16 protein-coding genes are annotated in these 19,732 nt (G+C 66.2%); 10 read left to right on the forward strand and 6 right to left on the reverse strand.

Features of this window, described 5'->3' with window-relative positions; genetic code table 11:
- The first annotated feature begins 769 nt into the window (after positions 1–769).
- The 6 genes from tldD to glcF all read left to right on the forward strand — a co-directional run bounded on the left by tldD (position 770) and on the right by glcF (position 9,235).
- Positions 770–2,230, forward strand: a complete 1,461-nt coding sequence (tldD, locus tag HV701_RS08105) for a metalloprotease TldD (protein WP_175132551.1) — start codon at positions 770–772, stop codon at positions 2,228–2,230.
- Positions 2,231–2,533: 303 nt separating this feature from the next.
- Positions 2,534–3,607: a 3-deoxy-7-phosphoheptulonate synthase AroG gene (gene aroG / locus HV701_RS08110; protein ID WP_175132552.1), complete on the forward strand. Its 1,074-nt coding sequence runs from the start codon at positions 2,534–2,536 to the stop codon at positions 3,605–3,607.
- A 98-nt stretch (positions 3,608–3,705) separates the two neighbouring features.
- Complete coding sequence (locus tag HV701_RS08115; RefSeq protein WP_175132553.1) at positions 3,706–5,115, forward strand: FAD-binding oxidoreductase; 1,410 nt, start codon at positions 3,706–3,708, stop codon at positions 5,113–5,115.
- A 269-nt stretch (positions 5,116–5,384) separates the two neighbouring features.
- Positions 5,385–6,884: an FAD-linked oxidase C-terminal domain-containing protein gene (locus tag HV701_RS08120; protein WP_175132554.1), complete on the forward strand. Its 1,500-nt coding sequence runs from the start codon at positions 5,385–5,387 to the stop codon at positions 6,882–6,884.
- Positions 6,885–6,896: 12 nt separating this feature from the next.
- Complete coding sequence (gene glcE, locus HV701_RS08125) at positions 6,897–8,000, forward strand: glycolate oxidase subunit GlcE (protein WP_175132555.1); 1,104 nt, start codon at positions 6,897–6,899, stop codon at positions 7,998–8,000.
- A 5-nt stretch (positions 8,001–8,005) separates the two neighbouring features.
- Positions 8,006–9,235: a glycolate oxidase subunit GlcF gene (gene glcF, locus HV701_RS08130; protein WP_175132556.1), complete on the forward strand. Its 1,230-nt coding sequence runs from the start codon at positions 8,006–8,008 to the stop codon at positions 9,233–9,235.
- Between the two features lie 83 nt (positions 9,236–9,318).
- Here glcF and HV701_RS08135 read toward each other — a convergent pair whose 3' ends face one another.
- From HV701_RS08135 to HV701_RS08155, 5 genes are all read right to left on the reverse strand, one after another.
- Positions 9,319–10,758 carry an NAD(P)(+) transhydrogenase (Re/Si-specific) subunit beta gene (locus tag HV701_RS08135; RefSeq protein ID WP_175132557.1) on the reverse strand — a complete coding sequence of 480 codons (1,440 nt, stop codon included), beginning with the start codon at positions 10,756–10,758 and terminating at the stop codon, positions 9,319–9,321.
- Positions 10,755–11,072 (reverse strand): proton-translocating transhydrogenase family protein, encoded by a 318-nt coding sequence (locus HV701_RS08140; RefSeq protein WP_175132558.1) that lies wholly within the window; start codon positions 11,070–11,072, stop codon positions 10,755–10,757. Before HV701_RS08140 ends, HV701_RS08135 begins: the two co-directional genes overlap by 4 nt.
- Before the next feature lie 4 nt (positions 11,073–11,076).
- Complete coding sequence (locus tag HV701_RS08145; RefSeq protein ID WP_175132559.1) at positions 11,077–12,195, reverse strand: Re/Si-specific NAD(P)(+) transhydrogenase subunit alpha; 1,119 nt, start codon at positions 12,193–12,195, stop codon at positions 11,077–11,079.
- A gap of 182 nt (positions 12,196–12,377) precedes the next feature.
- Positions 12,378–13,253, reverse strand: a complete 876-nt coding sequence (locus HV701_RS08150; protein WP_175132560.1) for an N-formylglutamate amidohydrolase — start codon at positions 13,251–13,253, stop codon at positions 12,378–12,380.
- A gap of 70 nt (positions 13,254–13,323) precedes the next feature.
- Positions 13,324–14,313, reverse strand: a complete 990-nt coding sequence (locus HV701_RS08155; RefSeq protein ID WP_175132561.1) for a Bug family tripartite tricarboxylate transporter substrate binding protein — start codon at positions 14,311–14,313, stop codon at positions 13,324–13,326.
- A gap of 189 nt (positions 14,314–14,502) precedes the next feature.
- On the opposite strand from HV701_RS08155, the gene gcvA reads away from it, so the two are divergent.
- The 3 genes from gcvA (at position 14,503) to HV701_RS08170 (ending at position 17,509) form a co-directional block, all read left to right on the forward strand.
- Positions 14,503–15,423 (forward strand): transcriptional regulator GcvA, encoded by a 921-nt coding sequence (gcvA, locus tag HV701_RS08160; protein WP_175132562.1) that lies wholly within the window; start codon positions 14,503–14,505, stop codon positions 15,421–15,423.
- A gap of 12 nt (positions 15,424–15,435) precedes the next feature.
- On the forward strand, positions 15,436–16,554 hold the full coding sequence (mnmA, locus tag HV701_RS08165; RefSeq protein ID WP_175132563.1) for a tRNA 2-thiouridine(34) synthase MnmA: 1,119 nt from the start codon (positions 15,436–15,438) through the stop codon (positions 16,552–16,554).
- A gap of 136 nt (positions 16,555–16,690) precedes the next feature.
- A complete protein-coding gene (locus HV701_RS08170) occupies positions 16,691–17,509 on the forward strand; it encodes a sulfite exporter TauE/SafE family protein (protein WP_175132564.1) in 819 nt (272 codons plus the stop codon).
- Positions 17,510–17,569: 60 nt separating this feature from the next.
- Here HV701_RS08170 and HV701_RS08175 read toward each other — a convergent pair whose 3' ends face one another.
- Complete coding sequence (locus HV701_RS08175) at positions 17,570–18,181, reverse strand: glutathione S-transferase (RefSeq protein WP_175132565.1); 612 nt, start codon at positions 18,179–18,181, stop codon at positions 17,570–17,572.
- A 161-nt stretch (positions 18,182–18,342) separates the two neighbouring features.
- Between HV701_RS08175 and purB the strand changes: the two genes are divergently transcribed.
- On the forward strand, positions 18,343–19,719 hold the full coding sequence (gene purB, locus HV701_RS08180; protein ID WP_175132566.1) for an adenylosuccinate lyase: 1,377 nt from the start codon (positions 18,343–18,345) through the stop codon (positions 19,717–19,719).
- Positions 19,720–19,732 lie beyond the last annotated feature (13 nt).

Here is a 19,732-nt window from a genome sequence, read left to right on the forward strand (position 1 = left end):
CTTTAATCGCCGGCGGAGTTATGTTTATTTGTTGTGCCTCGCATAATACAGAAATTACCGCCCGCTTGCCGCGGTTCGGGACTAATTACTTTGTATCAAAACCGCCGGAGAGTCTTTAGGCACGCGGGTTCGCGCCATGAACAAGTTTTGGGAAGGATATTCCCAAATTTGGGACTAATTGAAACAAGGCTTGCTTTGGTTCATAGAACGGACGAATGCCGGGAATGTTTGTCTGATTTATAGGTCTTTGTTTCATGAAGTGAGCGGATGGCGGGCAGATCGAGAATTTTCAGCCCTAAGTCAGGACATTTTCCAGCAAGGCGGCAACGCATGGCGGGATTTATCGAAACTCGCGCCAAGAGGTCGGATGACCTGGGTCGGGCGCGTATTGCAGCGGTTTGCCTGGCTATGCGTATTTTCATTCCCACCCTTCGAGAATGTTATGCCGGCTTGCTTTCCCACATGTGAGGACCGGCTCGGGGCCTTGTTGCAGGCTTCGTTATTGCAGGCTTCGCTATTTTTGTTGTCGAGTTGTATGACAAGTTTGCGGCCGGGGGGCGAAGTAAGACAGCGGGGGTGGATGGATATGCGCGGCGGAACAGCCGTATTTTGTCGCGCGCGCCGCTTTTAGTTTGGGACCAGTCCCCAATTGGTTAACTTGCTAGTAAATATGTGCGGCGCGCGACGTCGTGCCCGTGTCGGCGGTACGATATAGCCTTGAGCGTCATGACAGCCGCGTGACCCCGCCGGCGCGCCCCAACAGAGTCCTATGAAAATCATCGATCCCGCTATTGCATCCCTGGCCACCGCCAAATCGCTGTTGCTCGACCCCTGGGGGCTGACCGAGGCCGACATGGCGCGCGCGCTCGGCGAAATCTTCACCCACAAGGTCGACTACGCCGATCTGTATTTCCAGTACACCCGCAGCGAAGGCTGGAGCCTGGAAGAGGGCATCGTCAAGACGGGCAGCTTTTCCATCAGCCAGGGAGTCGGTGTGCGGGCCGTGAGCGGCGAGAAAACCGCGTTTGCCTATTCCGATTCCCTGTCGCCCGAGGCCCTGCTGTCCTCGGCCCACGCGGTGCGCGGCATCGCCCGCCGCGGTGCCGGCAAGGTCAAGGTGGCAGCGCAGGTCGAGGCCGAAATCGGCCGCAGCCTGTATGCCGACATCGATCCGGTGGCGACACTGACCGCCCCCGAGAAGGTCGCGCTGCTCGAGCGCATCGAGCGCATGGCGCGGGCCCGCGACCCGCATGTGATCCAGGTCATGGCCGGCCTGGGCGCAGAGTACGACGTGGTGCTGGTGGCCGGCAGCGATGGCCGCCTGGCCGCTGACGTGCGGCCCTTGGTGCGCCTGTCGCTGACCGTGATCGCCGAGCGCAATGGCCGGCGCGAGATGGGCCATGCCGGCGGCGGCGGCCGCCTGGGGCTGGCGTATTTCACCGACGAAATGCTGCAGGGCTACGTCGAGCGCGCGGTGCACGAAGCCATGGTCAATCTCGAGGCCCGTCCGGCGCCGGCTGGCGAAATGACCGTGGTGCTCGGGTCGGGTTGGCCCGGCATCCTGCTGCATGAAGCGGTGGGCCACGGTCTGGAGGGCGATTTCAACCGCAAGGGATCGAGCGTGTTCTCGGGCCGCATCGGCGAGCGCGTCGCCTCCAAGGGCGTGACCGTGGTTGACGATGGCACCATTCCGGACCGCCGCGGCTCGCTCAATATCGACGACGAAGGCAACGCCACCCAGCGCAACGTGCTGATCGAAGATGGCATCCTGCGCGGCTACATGCAGGACACCCTGAATGCCCGCCTGATGAAGACGGCGGCCACCGGCAACGGCCGCCGCGAATCGTTCGCGCACCTGCCGATGCCGCGCATGACCAACACCTACATGCTGGCTGGCGACAAGGCGCCCGAGGAGATCATCGCATCCGTCAAGCGCGGCCTGTACGCGGCCAACTTCGGCGGCGGCCAGGTCGACATCACCAACGGCAAGTTCGTGTTCTCAGCCTCCGAGGCCTACATGATCGAGGACGGCAAGGTGACGTATCCGGTCAAGGGGGCCACGCTGATCGGCAACGGCCCAGACGCCATGACCCGCGTCACCATGATCGGCGACGACCTGAAGCTGGATTCGGGCGTGGGCACGTGTGGCAAGGATGGCCAGAGCGTGCCGGTTGGCGTGGGCATGCCCACGGTCCGCATGGAAGGCCTGACCGTGGGCGGCACCGCCTGACGCACCCGCCACGACTGCCCCGCGACCGGTCGGCGGGGGAGCGCTACGCCGCATTGAAAACCGGCGTGACGGTCCGAAAAAATTGTGCTAGAGTCTTTTTCCATGAAATTTGCGTCCCCCGCCTTTTACTTTTACTTTTATGGTTTTCTGAAGCCGCTGGCGGAGGAAGGGACGCGCTCAATCTGAAGTTTGGAAAGAATCCCCCCAAAAAAGCCGCCAGCGAACTGGCGGCTTTTTTTGTGCCGTCAGCTTGAGGAACACCCCGGGACCGATCCCGGTGGCGGGAAACCCAGGAGCAGTACCGTGTCACACAATACCGACGACCTTCGCATCCGAGAAATCAAAGAGCTGAATCCGCCCGCGCACGTGATGCGCGAATTCGCCTGCACCCAGCAGGCCTCCGACACCGTGTTCGCTGCCCGGCAGTCGATGCACCGCATCCTGCATGGCATGGACGACCGCATGATCGTCGTGATCGGCCCGTGTTCGATTCACGATACCCGCGCGGCGATCGAATATGCGAAGCGGCTCAAGCCGGTGCGCGACCGCCTGAGCGCGGACCTGGAAATCGTCATGCGCGTGTATTTCGAGAAACCGCGCACCACGGTCGGCTGGAAGGGGCTGATCAACGACCCGGACCTGGACGGCAGCTTCGACATCAACAAAGGGGTGCGCGTGGCGCGCGAACTGCTGTTGGACATCAACAGCCTGGGCCTGCCGGCAGGGTGCGAGTTCCTCGACATGATTACGCCGCAGTACATTGCGGACCTGGTGTCCTGGGGGGCGATCGGGGCGCGCACGACGGAAAGCCAAGTGCATCGCGAACTGGCATCCGGCCTGTCGTGTCCGGTGGGTTTCAAGAATGGCACGGATGGCAATGTGAAGATCGCGGTCGACGCGATCAAGGCGGCCTCGCAGCCGCACCATTTCCTGTCGGTGACCAAGGGCGGACATTCGGCCATCGTCTCGACGGCCGGCAACGAGGACTGTCACGTCATCCTGCGCGGCGGCAAGACGCCGAACTACGACGCCGCCAGTGTCGATGCCGCCTGCCAGGACATGGCCAAGGCTGGCCTGGCGCAGCGCATCATGATCGATGCCAGCCACGCCAACAGCAGCAAGAAGCCCGAGAACCAGCCGCTGGTGATCGAGGACGTGGCGCGCCAGATGGAAGCCGGCGACGCGCGGCTGGTTGGTGTGATGGTCGAAAGCCACTTGCTGGGCGGCCGCCAGGACATGGTGCCGGGCACGCCCCTGGTGTACGGCCAGAGCATCACCGATGGCTGCATCGACTGGGATGCTTCGGTGGCCGTGCTCGAACGCCTGGCGCACGCCGTGCGGGAGCGCCGCCGCGTCGCGCTGACCTCCGGCAAGTGAGCCGGACGGGCCGCAAGCCGTCCGCACGGGCGGTTTGCGGTGCAGCATGGCGGGCGGCGTAGAATAATCGGATTACCCAATCCGAGAATCCGCTGATCATGAACGCTCCCTTGCACGCTGAATCGCTGCGCCGCGCGGTGCCGGCCGCCTGTCTCGAGGCCTTGCGCGCCCGCTTTGGCGATCGTTTCTCCGAATCCTCCGCGGTGCGCGAGCACCATGGCCGCGACGAATCGCCATATCCGGCGATGCTGCCCGACGCCGTGGTCTTCGCCCAGAGCACCGAAGAGGTCGCCGAAGTCGCCAGGCTGTGCAACGAACACCGCGTACCGCTGATTCCCTATGGCGCGGGGTCATCGCTGGAAGGTCACATCCTGGCGATCCAGGGCGGCATCAGCCTGGATCTGTCGCAGATGAACAAGGTGCTGGCGGTCAACGCCGAAGACCTGACCGCCACCGTGCAGGCTGGCGTGCTGCGCAAGCAGCTCAATGAAGAGATCCGCAGCACCGGCCTGTTCTTCCCGATCGATCCGGGCGCCGATGCCAGCCTCGGCGGCATGGCCGCCACGCGCGCCTCCGGCACCAACGCCGTGCGCTACGGCACCATGCGCGAGAACGTCATGTCGCTGACCGTGGTCACCGCCGACGGCCGCATCGTGCGCACTGCCGGCCGCGCCCGCAAGTCGTCGGCCGGCTACGACCTGACCCGCATCTTCGTCGGCAGCGAAGGCACGCTCGGCATCATCACCGAGGTCACCGTGCGCCTGTACCCGCAGCCCGAGGCCGTGTCGGCGGCGGTCTGCAACTTCCCCACGCTGGACGCCGCAGTGCAGAGCGTGATCGAAATCATCCAGATGGGCGTGCCGGTCGCCCGCGTCGAGTTCATGGACGCGGCCAGCGTGCGCGCCGTCAACCTGCATAGCAAGCTGACGCTGCGCGAGACGCCGCTGCTGGTGTTCGAATTCCACGGCAGCCCGGCGGGCGTGCAGGAGCAGGCCGAGACCGTTCAGGCCATCACCGCCGAGCACGGCGGCATGGACTTCGAATGGGCCGAGCGTCCCGAGGACCGCAGCCGCCTCTGGACCGCGCGTCACAATGCCTATTTTGCCGGCCTGCAACTGCGCCCGGGCTGCCGCGCCAGCACCACCGACGTCTGCGTGCCGATCTCGCGCCTGGCTGACTGCGTGCGCGAGACTGTCGAGGAACTGGACCGGGCCAGCTTCCCATACACCATCGTCGGCCATGTGGGCGACGGCAACTTCCACGTGCTGATGCTGCTGGATGCCGACAACGAGCGCGAATGGCAGGAATCCGAGACCATCAATCACAACCTGGTGCGCCGCGCGATCGCCGCCGATGGTACCTGCACGGGCGAGCATGGCGTTGGCCTGCACAAGATGCAGTTCATGGCCGAAGAGCATGGCGATGACGCCCTCGACCTGATGCGCAGCCTCAAGCATGCGTTCGATCCCAATAACATCCTCAACCCGGGCAAGATCGTGTCCTGGTAAGTCGCCGTCAGGGCGCACGGAAGAGGCCGGTGGGGCAACCCACCGGCCTTTTTCGTCGGCGCGTCGCGCGGCCCGCGGTCGCGGTTGACAATCATTCTCAAGCGATGGGAATGGGCTGGCCGCCCGGCCCAGCGCGTGCCGGTGCCCTCCGTTCACCCGATGCTTTACGGCTGGTTACGTCTGCGGCACCGCGCGGCCGTTGGATGTACGCAAGGATGCGGGTAAATCCCGGCCTGCGTCCAGCCTGCGGTCGCGCTATTGTTGCGCTCATGAATTCACTGGTCGAAACCGGCCTGGCACAAGTGCAGGCGCCTTATTCGTTGCAGCAACTCGTCGAGGCGTTGGCGGCCGCGCTGCCGTCGCATTGCGTGCTGTTTCGTGAAGAGGATACCCGTCCGTACGAGTGCGACGGGTTGTCGCTGTACCGCGCCTTGCCCGCCGTGGTGGTGCTGCCCGAGACCGAGGAGCAGGTACAGGCGGTCATGCGGATCTGCAAGCGCTTCAACGCGCCGCTGGTGGCGCGCGGCGCCGGCACCGGCCTGTCGGGCGGCGCCATGCCGCACAGCCAAGGCGTGCTGCTGGGCCTGTCCAAATTCAATCGCATCAAGCATATCGACCTGGCCAGCGCCACCGCGGTGGTCGAGCCGGGTGTGCGCAATCTGGCCATTTCGGAAGCCGCGGCCCCCTACGGGCTGTATTACGCGCCCGATCCGTCGAGCCAGATCGCCTGTTCGATCGGCGGCAACGTCGCCGAGAACTCGGGGGGCGTGCATTGCCTGAAGTACGGCTTGACGGTGCACAACGTGCTGCGCGTGCGGATGATCACGATCGATGGCGAGGTGGTGGAGCTCGGCTCCGAGGCGCCGGACGCGCCGGGGCTGGATCTGCTGTCGGTGTTCATCGGTTCCGAAGGCATGCTGGGCGTGGTGACCGAAGTGACGGTCAAGCTGATTCCCAAGCCGGCCTGCGCGCAGGTGGTGATGGCGAGCTTTGCCAGCGTCGAGGCCGCGGGCAATGCGGTGACGCAGGTGATCGCGGACGGCATCATTCCCGCCGGCCTGGAGATGATGGACCGGCGCGCGACGCACATGGTCGAACCCTTTGTGCGCGCCGGCTACGACATGGACGCGCAAGCCATCCTGCTGTGCGAGTCGGATGGCACGCCCGAGGAAGTGGCGCACGAGATCGCGCGCATGGAAGCTATCTTCCGCGCGGCCGGCGCCACCCGCTGCCAGGTGTCGGCGTCGGAAGCCGAACGGCTCAAATTCTGGGCGGGGCGCAAGAATGCGTTTCCCGCCGCCGGGCGCGTGTCGCCCGATTACTACTGCATGGACGGCACGATTCCGCGCCGTCATCTGGCCCGGGTGCTGGGCGCCATCGAGCAAATGGAAGACGAGTTTGGCCTGCGTTGCGCCAACGTGTTCCATGCGGGCGACGGCAACCTGCATCCGCTGATCCTGTTCGATTCGAATAAACCGGACGAAGTGGAACGCGCCGAGAAATTCGGCGCGGCCATCCTCGAACTGTGCGTGCAGGTAGGAGGAACCGTGACTGGAGAGCACGGTGTGGGAATGGAGAAAATAAATCAAATGTGCGTGCAATTCTCTCGCGAAGAACTCGACGCGTTCCTGGCGGTCAAGCGGGCATTCGATCCGCCGTGCCTGCTCAATCCCGAAAAGGTCATACCTACGCTGGCCCGTTGCGCGGAATACGGCAAGATGCACGTACACGCGGGCGAGCTGCGCTTCCCGGATCTCGCTCGCTTCTAGGACGTCTCCCCTATGGACTTCGTCCTGTCGGAATTGTGCGACCAGGTCATGACGGCCCGCGCCGGTCACAAGCCGCTGTTCGTCATGGGCGGCGGCAGCAAGGCGTTCTATGGCAACTATCGGCCGGTGACGCCGCAGGATGGCCATTGCCTGCTGGATATGACTCCGTATCGCGGCATTGTCAGCTATCACCCGTCGGAACTGGTGGTGACGGTGCGGGCCGGTACGCCCTTGGCCGAACTGGAAGCGGCGCTCGCCGAGCGCGGCCAGATGCTGGCTTTCGAGCCGCCGCATTTCTCTCCCGCCGCCACCGTTGGCGGCTGCGTGGCCGCGGGCCTGTCGGGGCCGCGCCGCATGAGCGCGGGGGCGTTGCGCGATTTCGTGCTGGGCGCGCAACTGCTGGATTCGGATGGGCGAGTGCTGTCGTTCGGCGGCGAGGTCATGAAGAACGTGGCCGGCTATGACGTCTCGCGCCTGCTGGCGGGCTCGCACGGCATCTTCGGCGCCATACTGGAAGTGTCGCTGAAGGTCGTTCCCCGGCCGCAGGAGGAACTGACGCTGGCGCTGCCGGCGACGCAGGCGCAGGCCTTGGCCAGCTTTGCCCTGTGGCGCGGCAAACCCCTGCCGATCTCGGCCACCAGTTGGGCGGGCACCGCCGGCCAGGAAGGCCTGATGCATGTACGCCTGTCCGGCGCGCCCCCCGCCATTGCCAGCGCGCGGCAGGTGATTGGCGGCGATGCGCTGGCGCCCGAGGCGGCCGAGTCCTGGTGGGCCGGATTGCGCGAACAGACCCACGCTTTTTTTGCGCCGGGCCAGCCTGTGTGGCGCCTGGCCTTGCCGCCAACCGCGGCCGCGCTGGGCAGCGGGCAGGCCCTGGTGGAGTGGGGCGGTAGCCAGCGCTGGCTATCGGGCCCGCAGGATGCGGCCGAACTGCGCGAACTGGCGCAGCGGTTGGGCGGGCACGCGACGCTGTTCCGTCCGGCCGGCATCAGGCCGCCGGCCGATGGCGTGTTCCATCCGCTGTCGCCGGGCGTGGCGTTGATCACGCGCCGTCTCAAGCAAGAACTCGATCCGGCCGGGCTGTTCAACCCGGGCCGGTTGGTCCTGGAGCTATAGGCATCATGCAAACCAATCTCGCGGCCTGGGCCCGCGATACCGATCTGGGCAATGAGGCCGATGCGATCCTGCGGCGCTGCGTGCATTGCGGCTTCTGCACGGCGACCTGTCCCACATACCAGGTGCTGGGCGATGAACTCGACAGTCCGCGCGGCCGCATTTACCTGATCAAGCAGGTGCTGGAAGGCGCCGAACCGACCCGCTCGACCCAGCAGCATTTGGACCGATGCCTGACTTGCCGCAATTGCGAAACCACCTGCCCGTCAGGCGTGCAATATGGCCACTTGGTGGATATCGGCCGCCAGGTCGTCGAAGAACGGGTGCCGCGCCCCTGGGCCGAGAAGGCCAAGCGCAAGATGTTGCGCCGGGCCATGCTGTCGCCGCTGTTCGGGCCCGCCATGCGGGTGGGGCAGGCGGTACGCGGCGCCTTGCCGGAAGCGCTCCGGCGCAAGGTGCCGCAGCGTCGTCCCGTCGGCGCCTTGCCGCCGGTGGCGGGACATGCGCGGCAGGTGCTGATGCTGGCTGGCTGCGTGCAGCCGTCGATGATGCCGACGATCGATGCCGCCACCATCCGGGTATTGGACGCCATCGGCATCGGCGCGCGCATCGCGCCGGGCGCGGGTTGCTGCGGCGCGGCCAGTTTCCATCTGGACGCGCAGGCGGCGGCGCTCGACCAGATGCGCGCCAATATCGATGCCTGGTGGCCATTGGTGCAGGATGGCGCGATCGAGGCCATCGTCATGAATGCATCGGGTTGCGGCGCCATGGTCAAGGAATATGCGCATCACCTGCGCCATGACCCGGCCTATGCCCAGCGCGCCGCGGACATCGTGGCGCGGGTCAAGGACGTGGCGGAGATCGTCGCGCCGCATGCGGGACAACTGCGCGCCCGGTTGGCCGACAAGGGCACGCGGGCGGCGTTTCATCCGCCCTGCACGCTGCAACATTGGCAGGGGCTGCGGCCGTTGTCCGAGCAATTGCTGGTCGACCTGGGCTTCGCGCTGCAGCCGTTCGCCGAGCCGCACCTGTGCTGCGGCTCGGCGGGCGCGTATTCGGTGCTGAACCCCGAGATCGCGCTGGCGCTGCGCGACCGCAAGCTGAGCGCCATCGCGCCGGGCGCGCCGGACGTGATCCTGTCAGCCAATATCGGCTGCATCGGTCATTTGCAGAGCGGTACCAGCACGCCGGTGCGGCACTGGATCGAAGTGGTGGACGAGCGGCTGGCTGCCCCCTAGTGGGCAACGGCGTCAGGCCCGTCGGGCGCGCCGGCGCATCGCGGGCATGCCCCGCGAGGCCCGGGCCTCGCGGGGCTGGCGCCTCACTCCACGGCCTTGACCATGTCTTCGAGCACCTTCTTGGCGTCGCCGAAGACCATCATGGTGCGGTCCATGTAGAACAGTTCGTTGTCCAGGCCGGCGTAGCCGGAGGCCATCGAGCGCTTGTTCACGATCACGGTGCGGGCCTTGTAGGCTTCCAGGATCGGCATGCCGGCAATCGGCGACTTGGGATCGTTCTTGGCGGCCGGGTTGACCACGTCGTTGGCGCCCAGCACCAGCACCACGTCGGTCTGGCCGAACTCGCTGTTGATGTCGTCCATCTCGAAGACCTGGTCGTAAGGCACTTCGGCCTCGGCCAGCAGCACGTTCATGTGGCCCGGCATGCGGCCGGCGACCGGGTGGATGGCGTATTTGACGGTGACACCGCGTTCGGTGAGCTTTTCGGCCAGCTCCTTGAGCGCGTGCTGGGCGCGCGCCACCGCCAGGCCGTAGCCCGGCACGATGGTGACGCTTTCGGCATTGGTCATCAGGAACGCCGCGTCGTCGGGGCTGCCCGACTTGACGCTGCGCTGCTGGCCGCCGCCCGCCGCCGCGGCTTCGCCCGCCTGACCACCGAAGCCGCCCAGGATGACGTTGAAGAACGAGCGGTTCATCGCCTTGCACATGATGTACGAGAGGATGGCGCCGGACGAGCCCACCAGCGAGCCGGCGATGATCAGCATCGGGTTGTTGAGCGAGAAGCCGATGCCCGCCGCCGCCCAGCCCGAGTAGCTGTTCAGCATCGACACCACCACTGGCATGTCGGCGCCGCCGATCGGGATGATGATCAGCACGCCCAGCACGAAGGCGATCAGCGTCATGATGATGAAGGGCGTCCAGGCCTGCGTCAGCATGAACCACACGCCCATCGCCAGCATCAGCAGCGCCAGCGCCAGGTTCAGCATGTGCTGGCCGGCGAACACCACCGGCGCCCCCTGGAACAGGCGGAACTTGTACTTGCCCGACAGCTTGCCGAAGGCGATCACCGAACCCGAGAAGGTAATGGCGCCGACGAAGGTGCCGATGAACAGCTCGAAGCGGTTGCCGGTGGGGATCAGTGTGCCGGCGGCGACGATGCCGAACGCATGCGGCTCGGCCACCACGGCCACCGCGATGGCCACTGCCGCCAGGCCGATCATGCTGTGCATGAACGCCACCAGCTCGGGCATCTTGGTCATTTCGACGCGCTTGGCCATCAGCGTGCCGATCGAGCCGCCGACCAGCAGGCCGAGCACTACCCAGCCCAACCCGATGCCGGCGGCGCCGCTGCGCGCCAGGCCGACGATGAGCGCGCCAGTGGTCAGTACCGCGATCGCCATGCCGGCCATGCCGAAGGCATTGCCCAGGCGCGAGGTGGTGGGATGCGAGAGGCCCTTGAGCGCCTGGATGAAGCAGACCGAGGCAACCAGGTAGAGCAGCGTGACAAGGTTCAGCGAGATCATTTCGCATCCTCCTTGGCCGCCTTCTTTTCCTTCTTCTTGAACATCTCCAGCATGCGTCGCGTGACCAGAAAGCCGCCGAACACGTTGACCGCGGCCAGCGCCACGGCAAACACGCCCATGCCGCGCGCCAATCCGCCTTCGGTCAAAGCCGCTGCCAGCATGGCGCCGACGATGATGATGGCCGAGATCGCGTTGGTCACCGCCATCAGCGGGGTGTGCAGCGCGGGGGTGACGTTCCAGACCACGTGGTAGCCGACGTAGATCGCCAGCACGAAGATGATGAGATTCATCAGGGTAGGGTTGATCGCTTCCATGCCTTTAGCTCCCGCGCGTCACAATGCCGCCTTCGCATACCAGGCAGGCCGCCACGATTTCATCGTCGCGCTGGATTGCCAGCGCGCCGTCCGCATTGATGATGAGTTTCAGGAAGTCGAGGACGTTGCGGGCGTAGAGCGCCGACGCGTCGGTCGCCACCAGGCCGGGCAGGTTGGTCAGCCCCACCAGGGTCACGCCGTGCTTCTCGACCACCTTGCCTTTCTCGGACAGCGGGCAGTTGCCGCCGCGCTCGACCGCCAGGTCCACCAGCACCGAGCCGGGCTTCATGGCCGCGACGGTCTCGGCCGACACCAGCGTGGGCGCGGGGCGGCCGGGGATGAGGGCGGTGGTGATGACGATGTCGGCCTGCTTGCAGCGTTCCGACACCAGCGCCGCCTGCCGCGCCATCCAGGCCGGCGGCATGGGGCGCGCGTAGCCGCCCACGCCTTGGGCGATCTCGCGTTCTTCGTCGGTCTCGAACGGCACGTCGATGAACTTGGCGCCGAGCGATTCGACCTGCTCGCGCGCGGCGGGCCGCACGTCGGAGGCCTCGACCACCGCGCCCAGGCGCTTGGCCGTGGCGATGGCCTGCAGGCCGGCGACGCCGGTGCCCAGCACCACGGCGCGCGCGGCCTTGAGCGTGCCGGCGGCGGTCATCATCATGGGGATCAGGCGGCCGTAGTGGTGGGCCGCCAACAGCACCGCCTTGTAGCCGGCCAGGTTGGCCTGCGACGACAGCACGTCCAGGCTCTGGGCGCGCGTGATGCGGGGCGCGGCTTCCAGCGCGAAGCCGGTCAGGCCGGCGGCGGCCATCTGCGCCAGGCCGTCGGCGTCGAACGGGTCGAGCATGCCGATGACCACCGCGCCGGCTTTCATCTGCGGCAGTTCGGACGCGGAGGGGGCGCGAACCTTCATGACCAGCTCCGCCCCGAGCGCCTCCTGGGCGCTGCCGAGCGTCGCGCCCGCGGCCTCGTAGGCCTCATCCAGATAGCGTGCCGCGCTGCCTGCGCCACGCTCCACGACAACGGTGTGTTTGCCGCCTACGTACTTCTTGACGGTTTCCGGTGTTGCTGCGACACGGGTTTCCCCGTCTCGGGTTTCCTTTGGTATCCCGATGTGCATCGACGCCTCTCCTCAGAAGGTTCGCCGTAGTTATAACGGATATACGCCCGGGACAGGAGTTTCCACGCCGCCCAAAAGAAAGCCCCATGGGGTTAACCATGGGGCTTGGGGCTTGCGCCCCGGTCACACCGGCCAGACTGACAACGGACTGCTGGCCGGCACTGGCGCGCAGGCGTCCGGCGTCAGGCCGTCTGCGCGCGAGTCCAGTCGATCAGCGCGGCGGTCAGGTCGCGCAGGTCGGCTTTGAGGCGGCCGTAGTTGGCCGATGGACGCAGGCTGACCTCGTCCATGTAGAGCTTGCGGTTGATCTCGATCTGCAGGCTGTGGCGGCCTTGTTCGGGGCGGCCGAAGGCGCGCACCAGTTCGACACCCTTGTAGGGATCGTTCACCGTCACGTCGTAGCCGCGTTCGCGCAGCCAGGCCGCGACGAATTCCCGGAATGCCGGATCGCTGGTGCTGCCGTCGCGGTCGCCCAGCACGAAGTCCGGGTGGACCAGGCCGGGGCGGTCGGTGGCGTAGGCGCCGGCGACGCTGGGCATGGAGTGGCAGTTGATGTGCCAGACCTTGCCGAACTTCTGGTGGGCGCTGTCGAGCACCTGGCCGAGCGCCGCATGGTACGGCTTCCAGCAGGCCTCGATGCGGTGCGTCACTTCTTCGACGCTCAGCTTGCGGTCGTACAGCGGCGTGCCGTCGTCCAGCATGCGCCAGATCAGGCCCTTGCCCAGCTTGACCTTGGGCGAGGCGTTGACCGCGCCGGGCCACGACTGCTCCAGCAGCAACTCGTCGATTTCATCGGGGGCGCGATTGGCATCGATGTAGGCGCGCGGAAAGCTCGCGGCGACCATGGGCACGCCCATGTCGATGGCGTCGCCCCACAGATCGTCAACCCAGGTGTCCTCGGCCGTGCGCAGTGCGCCGAAATCCACCGCGGGCGCGAAGTCGGGCGGATAGGTGGTGCCGCTGTGCGGGGAGTCCAGCACGAGCGGGGCCGAAGGCGCCGAGTTCGGGTATTGCAGCGGAAGGTCGAGCCGGTAGGACAGGGGTTGGGTGATTCGCATATGGGGGTGTTGCGTTCGTGAATCGGAGCCCCCCGCGCGCCGCGCGGGCGCGGCGGGGGTCGAAGATCGCTTAGTCGATCTTCACGTTGGCTTCTTTGGCGATGCGCTTGTTCTTGGCGATTTCAGCCGAGATCTGCTTGGCGAACGCTTCCGGCGTGTTGGCGGCGGGTTCGGCGCCCAGCGCTTGCAGGCGCGACTTGACGTCGGCTTCGGCGCTGACCTTCTGCACGGCGGCGTTCAGCTTGGCCAGGATCGGCGCCGGCAGCTTGGCCGGGGCGACCAGGCCGAACCACGAGGCGTCGTTGACGGCAGGCAGGCCGACTTCGGCGAACGTGGGCACGTTCGGCAGGCTGGCCACGCGCTTGGGAGCGGCCACGGCCATGGCGATCAGGCGGCCGGACTGTACGTGCGGCAGGGTCGAGGGCAGGTTGTCGTACATGACATCGACTTGGCCGGCCAGCGCGTCGTTCAGCGCCGGGCCCACGCCGCGGTACGGCACGTGCATCAGGTCGGTGCCCGACGCCATCTTGAACAGTTCGCCCATCATGTGCGAGACCGAGCCGTTGCCGGCCGAGGCGTACGTCAGCTTGCCCGGCTGGCTCTTGGCCAGCTTGATGAACTCGGCCATGTCCTTGGCCTGCACCTTCGGGTTGATGGTCATGATGTTCGGCACGGCGGCCAGGTTCGAGATCGGCGTGAAGTCCTTCTCGCCATCGAACGGCAGGTTCGGATAGATGGCCGGGTTGATGCCGTGCGTGCTGACGGTGGCGATGCCCAGGGTGTAGCCGTCCGGCGCGCTGCTGGCGACGAAGGCGCTGCCGATCGAGCCGCCGGCGCCGCCGCGGTTTTCCACCACGACGGTCTGGCCCAGTTCCTTGCCCAGCTTGTCGGCGAACAGGCGGCCGACGATGTCGGTGGTGCCTCCCGGCGGGAACGGCACGATCAGGCGGATCGGCTTGCTCGGATAGGCGTCGTCGGCATGGGCGATGCCCGAGGTCAGCGGCGTGGTCAGCGTCGCGACGGCGACGCAAAGACCCAGGACTACATTACGGCGTTGCATGAATTCCCCTATGAATTGAAACGCGGATGCGCAAAAGGCAGACGCAAACAGGCAGATTCTTTCTTGCAAGGCCAGTTTGCACAAACGAAAGTTTCTCCTTAAGCTATGACTTTTTTTCATGCCTCTTTTGCGGCGAAGTTTCATTATGTAACTTCAGGCCCGTCGAACCCGGCATCGAGGCCCGCTTCCATGAGACGCTTCTGTCCTTCACTCACCGACCTGCAGGCCTTCGAAGTGGCCGCCAGGCACAGCAGTTTCACCCGCGCCGCGCAGGAGCTGTGCGTGACGCAGGGCGCGGTGAGTAAGCAAGTGAAACACCTGGAGGAGTTCGTCGGCGTCGAACTATTCCTGCGCATCAGGCAAGGCCTGGTCCTGACCGAGGCCGGCCGTGGCTACCTGACCAAGATTCAGGCCGGGTTGGGCCAGATCGAGGCGGCCACGGTCGAGCTGATCGCGCATCAGGGGCAGGGGGGCACTCTCAACCTGACCTGCATGCCGACCTTTGGCGCGCGCTGGCTGATCCCGCGCCTGACCGCCTTCATGCGGTTGCGCCCGGACATCCATGTGGAATTCCTGCCGCACCGCCAGGGCTACGATTTTTCGTCGCCCGAACTGGACGCCGCGGTCCGTTTCGGCGAAGGCATCTGGCCGGGCAGCGGCGCCGATTACATCGTCGGCCGCGAGATCCTGCCGGTCTGCAGCCCGCGCCTGATCCCGGGGGGCTGTAGCACGCCGGCGGACCTGCTGGCCTACCCCCTGCTGCACCACACTTCGGCCCTGGAAGGCTGGCGCGACTGGTTCGAGCAGGCTGGCTGCGATACCCGGCGCAGCCTGGAAGGCGCGCGTTTCGACCAGTACGCGCTGCTGTCGCAGGCGGCCGCGGCTGGTTTCGGCGTGGCGCTGATCCCGCGCTGCCTGATCGAGGACGAACTGCGTGACGGCAAGCTGATGGTGGCGATCCAGTTGCCGATCCGCGCGCGCATGGGCTATTACCTGTGCTATCCCGACCAGAAGGCCAACCTGCCCACCTTGCAGGCATTCCGGACCTGGTTGATGGAGGTCTCGCGGGCGGCCGAGCCGCAACCCGAGGCAGAGGCCAGCCCGCAGTAAAATGGCGCAATCATGAGTCAAAAATCCACCAAGAAGGGCCGCGTTGTCGTCGGCATGTCCGGCGGGGTCGATTCTTCGGTCACCGCCTGGCTGCTCAAGCAGCAAGGCTATGAGGTCGTCGGCCTGTTCATGAAGAACTGGGAAGACGACGACGATTCCGAATACTGCTCCACCCGGCAGGACCTGCTGGACGCGGCCAGCGTGGCCGACCTGGTCGGCGTCGAATTCGAATATGTCAATTTCGCCGCCGAATACAAGGACCGCGTATTCGCCGAGTTCCTGCGCGAGTACTCGGCCGGCCGCACGCCCAACCCCGACGTGCTGTGCAATGCCGAAATCAAGTTCAAGGCGTTCCTCGATCACGCCATGGCGCTGGGCGCCGAGCACATCGCCACCGGCCACTATGCCCGCGTGCGCGAAGTGTCGGCCGAAGGGGGCGGTTCGCGCTTCGAATTGCTCAAAGCGCTGGACGGTTCCAAGGACCAGAGCTATTTCCTGCATCGCCTGAACCAGGCGCAACTGTCGCGCACCCTGTTCCCGCTAGGGGAGATCCACAAGACCGAGGTGCGGCGCATCGCGCACGAGATCGGCCTGCACAACGCCGCCAAGAAGGACTCCACCGGCATCTGCTTCATTGGCGAGCGGCCGTTCCGCGAGTTCCTCAATCGCTACCTGCCGACCGAGCCGGGCCCGATCCTGACGCCCGAAGGGCAACAGGTCGGGCGCCACGAGGGCCTGTCTTTCTACACGCTGGGCCAGCGTAAGGGTCTGGGCGTGGGCGGCGTGAAAGGCCGCCAGCGCGATGACGGCACGGCCGAGGCCTGGTACGTGGCGCGCAAGGACCTCGAACGCAACGTGCTCTATGTGGTGCAGGGGCATGACCATCCCTGGCTGCTGTCCGGCTCGCTGCGGGCGCAGGACGCCAGTTGGGTCGCGGGGCAGGCGCCGGCCGCCGGGATGTACGGCGCCAAGACGCGCTACCGTCAGGCCGACGCGGCCTGCCGGCTCGGCGATGCCACCGACGCGGGCTTCGCGCTCGACTTCACCGAGGCGCAATGGGCGGTCACGCCCGGGCAGTCGGCGGTGCTCTACGATGGCGACGTCTGCCTGGGCGGCGGCATCATCGTCTAGGGGCGGTTCGCCCGGCAAGACGCCTTCGGGCGGGCCGCGCTACCGATAGCCGTGCCAGCCAGGCCCCGCGGGCATCGCGTCCGCGGGGCCTGATTCATGAAAAAGCGGCACAAAAGCCGGCAACGAGGAGAGGGAAGTGGACGTAACGATGGTGGTTTGCCTGCTGGCGCTGGGTGCGCTGGCAGGCTTCGCGGCGGGCTTGCTGGGGATCGGCGGTGGCATGCTGCTGGTGCCGTTCCTGACGATGCTGTTCACCTGGCAGGGCATGCCGGCCGACCTGGTGGTGCACGCCGCCATCGCCACGTCGATGACCTCGATCCTGTTCACCTCGATTTCCAGCGTGCGCGCGCACCAGCAGAAGGGCACGATCAAGTGGCGCATTGTCTGGGCCATGGCGCCCGGCATCATCCTCGGCGGCCTGTTGTCCGGGGGCGCGGTGTTCGCGGCGCTGAGCACTTTGTGGCTGTCGCTGTTCTTCGCGCTGTTCGTCGGCTATTCCGGCTGGAACATGCTGCGCAACAAAAAGCCCAAGCCCAGCCGCCAGATGCCGGGCGTCCTGGGCACCAGCGCGGCCGGGGCCGGCATTGGGTTCCTGTCGGGGTTGGTGGGGGCGGGCGGAGGCTTCCTGTCGGTGCCGTTCATGGTCTGGTGCAACGTCGCGCTGCACAACGCGGTGTCGACCTCGGCGGCGCTCGGCTTTCCCATCGCGCTGGCCAACAGCATCGGCTACGTGGTCTCGGGGTTGAACGAAGGCGCCACGCGGCCCGGCATGTTGGGCTACATCTATTGGCCGGCCCTGCTGGCATTGGTGTGCGTCAGCGTCCTGACCGCGCCGCTGGGCGCGCGCATGGCGCACCGGCTGCCGGTGCAGACGCTCAAGCGCGTGTTTGCCTGCCTGTTGTTCGCGCTGTCGGCTTACATGCTCTTCAAGGCGGCGCAGGCAGTGCTGGCCTGAGCCGGAAGCGAAACCGGCCGCGCGAGGCGGCCGGAGCGGGATCCGGGGTGCCGGAACGCCTCAGGCCGTCTTGGGAACGGTGTCCAGGAACGATTGGCGCTGCGACAGCTTGTCGTACAGGCGCGCCAGATTGGCGTGGTCGGCGCGCCAGTCCAGTTCGGCGAAGCGCAGGTCGAGGTAGCCCAGGGCACAGCCCACGGCAATGTCGGCCAGGCTGTAGTTGATGCCCATGCAATGGGCGTTCTCTCCCAGGCTCTTGTTCATGGCATCCAGGCTGGCGTGGATCTTGCCGTATTGGCGCTCGATCCATTCCGGACTGCGCTGCGCCTCCGGGCGCTGCTTTTCCTTGACGATGGTGACGCAGGCGTCCAGCACGCCATCGGCGATGGCTTCCCAGCACTTGACGGCCGCGCGGTCGCGGCCCGGCTGCGGAATCAGGCGGGCGACGGGCGACAAGGTGTCCAGGTATTCGACGATAACGCGCGAGTCGAACAGGGCGCCGCCATCTTCCATGACCAGGCAGGGCACTTTGCCCAGCGGGTTGTACGTTTGGATCTGCGTGTCGGCGGACCAGACGTTTTCGAGTTCAAGCCGATAATCCAGCTTTTTCTCGGCCATGACGATACGCACCTTGCGCACGTATGGACTGGTAAGCGAGCCGATCAGTTTCATGGATTCACAAGCGGAGTCGGAAAGCGGCCGAAGTATAGCAGGCCGCATGACGGCCAAACCGTCCGCGGGACGGAATCTCGCCCAGTTTGCCACAATGTTGCGTGGCCCTGAATGATAAAATCGCCGGGTTTTCCCCTCCGCAGCTTTTTCTTTCCCAGACCATGCAAATCGCCGACCAGCTTAGCCAACTTAATGCCCTTTCGCCACTGGATGGCCGATACGCCTCCCGCGGCGACGCGTTGCGCGGGCTGCTCTCCGAGGCCGGTTTCATGGCCCACCGCGTCGAAGTCGAGGTGGCCTGGCTGGTGGCCCTGTCCGATGCCGGCCTGCCGGAACTGCCCGCCTTTTCCCAGGAAGCGCGCGCCCGCCTGCAGCAGTTGGTGCGCGATTTCTCGGAAGCAGACGCCGCCCGCATCAAGGACATCGAGCGCGTCACCAACCACGACGTCAAGGCGGTCGAGTATTGGCTCAAGGAAAAGGTCGCCGACCACGCCGAACTGGCGACCGCCGCCGAATTCATCCATTTCGCCTGCACCTCCGAAGACATCAACAACACCTCGCACGCGCTGATGCTGTCGCGCGCCCGCAACGAGGTGGTATTGCCGCGACTGCGCGAAATCGCGGCCAAGCTCAACGACATGGCCGTGGCCCAGGCCGACCAGCCGATGCTGTCGCGCACGCACGGCCAGCCGGCCAGCCCGACCACGCTGGGCAAGGAATTCGCCAACGTCGCGGCGCGCCTGAACCGCGCCATCGCCGCGGTCGAGGCGGTCGAGCCGCTGGCCAAGCTCAATGGCGCCACCGGCAACTACAACGCCCACCTGTCGGCCTACCCGGAAATCGACTGGCCCGCCTTCAGCCAGCGCGTGCTGGCCGGCCTGGGCCTGACGCAGAACCGCCACACCATCCAGATTGAACCGCACGACTGGATGTCGGCGCTGTTCGACGCCATCGTGCGCGCCAACATCATCGTGCTCGACCTGGATCGCGACATCTGGGGCTACGTGGCCCTGGGCTACTTCAAGCAGCGCCTGAAGGAAGGCGAGGTCGGCTCGTCGACCATGCCGCACAAGGTCAATCCGATCGACTTCGAGAACTCCGAAGGCAACCTGGGCCTGGCCAACGCCGTGTTGCGCCACCTGTCCGACAAGCTGCCGATCTCCCGCTGGCAGCGCGACCTGACCGACTCGACCGTGCTGCGCAACCTGGGCGTGGGCCTGGGCTACTGCCTGGTGGCGTGGGATGCCTGCATGCGCGGCCTGGGCAAGCTGGAAGTCAACACCGCCGCGATCGACGCCGACATCGACGCCTGCTGGGAAGTGCTGGCCGAGCCGGTGCAGACCGTCATGCGCCGCTATGGTCTGCCGCAGCCCTACGAGCAGCTCAAGGCCTTGACGCGCGGCAAGGGCATCACCGAGGAAGCCCTGCGCGAGTTCATCCAGGGCCTGGCCCTGCCGGATGAGCCCAAGGCGCGCCTGCTGGCGATGACCCCGCGCTCGTACATCGGCCTGGCGGCGGATCTGGCCCGGGCGGTATAGTCGCCTTGCCGCG

The organism is Achromobacter pulmonis (genome assembly GCF_902859765.1).
Taxonomy (GTDB): Bacteria; Pseudomonadota; Gammaproteobacteria; order Burkholderiales; family Burkholderiaceae_B; genus Achromobacter; species Achromobacter pulmonis.

Excerpts from the sequence above, each read along its gene's own strand:
- tldD (WP_175132551.1), top strand. The coding sequence starts at position 770 with ATGAAAATCATCGATCCCGCTATTGCATCCCTGGCCACCGCCAAATCG.
- HV701_RS08115 (WP_175132553.1), top strand. The coding sequence starts at position 3,706 with ATGAACGCTCCCTTGCACGCTGAATCGCTGCGCCGCGCGGTGCCGGCC.
- HV701_RS08120 (WP_175132554.1), top strand. The coding sequence starts at position 5,385 with ATGAATTCACTGGTCGAAACCGGCCTGGCACAAGTGCAGGCGCCTTAT.
- glcE (WP_175132555.1), top strand. The coding sequence starts at position 6,897 with ATGGACTTCGTCCTGTCGGAATTGTGCGACCAGGTCATGACGGCCCGC.
- glcF (WP_175132556.1), top strand. The coding sequence starts at position 8,006 with ATGCAAACCAATCTCGCGGCCTGGGCCCGCGATACCGATCTGGGCAAT.
- HV701_RS08135 (WP_175132557.1), bottom strand. The coding sequence starts at position 10,758 with ATGATCTCGCTGAACCTTGTCACGCTGCTCTACCTGGTTGCCTCGGTC.
- HV701_RS08140 (WP_175132558.1), bottom strand. The coding sequence starts at position 11,072 with ATGGAAGCGATCAACCCTACCCTGATGAATCTCATCATCTTCGTGCTG.
- HV701_RS08145 (WP_175132559.1), bottom strand. The coding sequence starts at position 12,195 with ATGCACATCGGGATACCAAAGGAAACCCGAGACGGGGAAACCCGTGTC.
- HV701_RS08150 (WP_175132560.1), bottom strand. The coding sequence starts at position 13,253 with ATGCGAATCACCCAACCCCTGTCCTACCGGCTCGACCTTCCGCTGCAA.
- HV701_RS08155 (WP_175132561.1), bottom strand. The coding sequence starts at position 14,313 with ATGCAACGCCGTAATGTAGTCCTGGGTCTTTGCGTCGCCGTCGCGACG.
- gcvA (WP_175132562.1), top strand. The coding sequence starts at position 14,503 with ATGAGACGCTTCTGTCCTTCACTCACCGACCTGCAGGCCTTCGAAGTG.
- mnmA (WP_175132563.1), top strand. The coding sequence starts at position 15,436 with ATGAGTCAAAAATCCACCAAGAAGGGCCGCGTTGTCGTCGGCATGTCC.
- HV701_RS08175 (WP_175132565.1), bottom strand. The coding sequence starts at position 18,181 with ATGAAACTGATCGGCTCGCTTACCAGTCCATACGTGCGCAAGGTGCGT.
- purB (WP_175132566.1), top strand. The coding sequence starts at position 18,343 with ATGCAAATCGCCGACCAGCTTAGCCAACTTAATGCCCTTTCGCCACTG.